Annotated in this window: 4 protein-coding genes and 1 pseudogene; 3 read left to right on the top strand and 2 right to left on the bottom strand. The window is 32.6% G+C overall.

Annotated elements, in window-relative coordinates:
* The 3 genes and pseudogenes from FTV41_RS14305 to FTV41_RS14315 all read left to right on the top strand — a co-directional run.
* Positions 1-192, top strand: a pseudogene (locus FTV41_RS14305) (hypothetical protein); the annotation flags it as partial.
* A gap of 239 nt (positions 193-431) precedes the next feature.
* On the top strand, positions 432-719 hold the full coding sequence (locus FTV41_RS14310; protein ID WP_023271598.1) for a BrnT family toxin: 288 nt from the start codon (positions 432-434) through the stop codon (positions 717-719).
* Entirely contained in the window at positions 706-1,020 is a 315-nt protein-coding gene (locus FTV41_RS14315) for a BrnA antitoxin family protein (RefSeq protein ID WP_068975325.1), read from the top strand. The genes FTV41_RS14310 and FTV41_RS14315 overlap by 14 nt, the downstream gene beginning before the upstream one ends.
* A gap of 75 nt (positions 1,021-1,095) precedes the next feature.
* Here the strand turns inward: FTV41_RS14315 and tenpIN are convergent, their stop codons facing one another.
* The gene (gene tenpIN, locus FTV41_RS14320) at positions 1,096-1,584 is read right to left on the bottom strand and encodes a type III toxin-antitoxin system TenpIN family toxin (protein ID WP_179996725.1); all 489 of its coding nucleotides are present in this window, start codon (positions 1,582-1,584) and stop codon (positions 1,096-1,098) included.
* A gap of 256 nt (positions 1,585-1,840) precedes the next feature.
* Positions 1,841-2,371 carry a hypothetical protein gene (locus FTV41_RS14325; protein ID WP_179996726.1) on the bottom strand — a complete coding sequence of 177 codons (531 nt, stop codon included), beginning with the start codon at positions 2,369-2,371 and terminating at the stop codon, positions 1,841-1,843.
* Between the last annotated feature and the right edge of the window lie 148 nt (positions 2,372-2,519).

Raw genomic sequence — 2,519 nt, forward strand, 5'->3', positions numbered from 1 at the left:
TGCATAGATGAACAAACGATTCAGCAGTATCAGACTCAAGGAAAAGGTTTTATTGATGGCTTAGCTAAAAGGATTGAAAGTAGCCAATTTAGAAAAGATTATGAAAGATTTTACTCATATACAGATGTCTCCAAAGAACAGAAAAAGGAAATGCTTCAAGCATTTAATGAATATAAGGCTAAGCAAAATTAAATCCATTTAACATAATGGGGGTTATACGCAATACACTTGTATATTAATATAAATATCAGACACTTAATAAAAACAGAAAAATCTAAAAATGCCCAAAAAGCCGATTTTGAAACAAGTCGGCTTTTTTATGAGCAGTTTTGATAGTTCTTGCCAATAAATTTGACTAAAAATTACGCTTTTCAACTTGAGTGATACAATTTTGTGATACATTATTGTATATACAAATTTGAATGTTTTTTATGGAACAGTATTTTGAATGGGATGAGGCTAAGAATCGAAAGAATCAGAAAAAGCACGATGTCTCTTTCGAAACGGCAAGCCTTGTTTTTGAAGATCCACTGAGGATCTCAATTCAGGACAGACATACCGATGGTGAAGAACGTTGGCAGACCATTGGGAAAGTAAAAGGCGTACTAATGCTCTTAGTAGCTCACACCATTTTTGATGAAGATGACTGTGAAATCATACGAATCATTAGTGCAAGACAAGTCACTAAGGCGGAGCGAGATAGATATGAGCATGGTTAGATACTCACGTAAAGAACTGAATGAAAAATTCAGCGACAAGCAAGATGCTGAAATTGAACGCTTGCTTGCTAAAGGGACGGTTCCTGATGATCAGCTAGATCTCTCAGATATTCCTGAAATTACCGACTGGAGCAATGCTGTACGCCATAATCAATTCTATCGCCCAGTGAAGCAACAGACTTCCATCCGTTTAGATGCTGATGTACTTGCATGGTTTAAAGCTCAAGGTAAAGGCTATCAAACACGAATGAATGAAATTCTGCGAGAAGCAATGTTAGAAGATTTAAAAAAACATCAATAAAAATGGGAGCTTAGGCTCCCATTTTTGATATCGTATAAGGTGTATTATGTTAATTTTAGAAAAATTTAATATTTCTTATTGCTGAGAAATTCCTAATTCTTCGTGATAATTAATCAGAGTAGTTTCTATATATTCAGCTGATCTTAGGATGTTTTGATCCTTTTTTTTAACCGCATTAATATATTTTTCTACATAACCAATAAACATTTTTGTTATATGTGCTTCCTTACCAGCTAACTTTTTACCAGCTTCCTTTGTCCTAAGCACAAATACTTCATCTGAAATATATGATTCATCTTTGATTAGTAGTGCTTTCGAATAATCTAGCCCCATTCCTTTAATATGTTTAACTTTTCTATTTACCTCAAGAATTAATGAAGCATTGTGAGTAACATGAGATCTAACAGGAATTGCAAAAGTAAGATCATTTATAGTTATTTTTACTACTCCATGTCCTCGTCCTTTGGTTGTATCCCATTTACTATCCAGAGCATAGTAATCCAATGCATGTTGGACTATCGGATTTCCAGTGTAGAAAGAGGTATTTAACTTCTTTAATTGCATATATATTTCCATTTAAATGCAAAAAACCTCGACATTTGTCGAGGCTTTTCTAGATAGCAACAAGGAATTTGAGAGTTTAACGTGAGGATCTTCCTACCCCACATGATATACAAGGAATTTGAGAGTTTAACGTGAGGATCTTCCTACCCCACAAGCTATCTATCTACTAATATATATGAATACACATATTAGTCAATAAAAAACGTACTAAAGGCTAGGTTCAAATTCTTCTTAAACATAATTTAATATTTATATATCATCTACTTACAAGCAATGTATGCATTCTTTTCAAAATCATCAATATGTTAAGAAGTAAGTTTATAAGAATGAAAACTATCAATGGTTTCAACATATAACCATGAAATATAGTTATATATTTGATTGATGTATAAATTAGGCATAAAGAAACAAGGACAATAGAACATAAAATGGAATAGCTAATATTGTAATAAAGCTCTTCTAATACCGACTTCTTAATATCAAAGAGTGGATCAATCGCTTTTTCTTTCTCTTCAGCTAACTCTCTTCTTTCTTCCAGTTTTTGTTCTTGGTCAAAAACTAGAACTAGAACTGATAAAAGTAAAGCTGAGAATATTGAACCTAAATTAACCAGTAAAGAAATTATTTCCTTCCCATTCAATGGTATGAAAATAATACTAACTGATAAAATTATTGGAAGCACAATGAATACAAGAAATTCTAAAATTCCTATTTTATTGTTACGAGTTTGACGCAATGTTCGAAAGTGACCTACCACTATGTCACAGATATTAATGCGATTACTCATAGTCTATATCCTTAAGGCTTATATAAACTTCTAGTGAACTCTTGATCAATTTCTTCAAACCATTTTTCCAAAGCTTCAGGAGTTGGTAAACCTCCCTGTACTTCAATATAGTCTGGAGCTTCTATCTCACATAGTGCCGTTGTTTGGT

Source organism: Acinetobacter sp. YH16051 (assembly GCF_013417135.1).
In the GTDB taxonomy this organism is placed as follows: Bacteria; Pseudomonadota; Gammaproteobacteria; order Pseudomonadales; family Moraxellaceae; genus Acinetobacter; species Acinetobacter towneri.

Coding starts and splice junctions, on each gene's coding strand:
- FTV41_RS14310 (WP_023271598.1), top strand. CDS start 432: ATGGAACAGTATTTTGAATGGGATGAGGCTAAGAATCGAAAGAATCAG.
- FTV41_RS14315 (WP_068975325.1), top strand. CDS start 706: ATGAGCATGGTTAGATACTCACGTAAAGAACTGAATGAAAAATTCAGC.
- tenpIN (WP_179996725.1), bottom strand. CDS start 1,584: ATGCAATTAAAGAAGTTAAATACCTCTTTCTACACTGGAAATCCGATA.
- FTV41_RS14325 (WP_179996726.1), bottom strand. CDS start 2,371: ATGAGTAATCGCATTAATATCTGTGACATAGTGGTAGGTCACTTTCGA.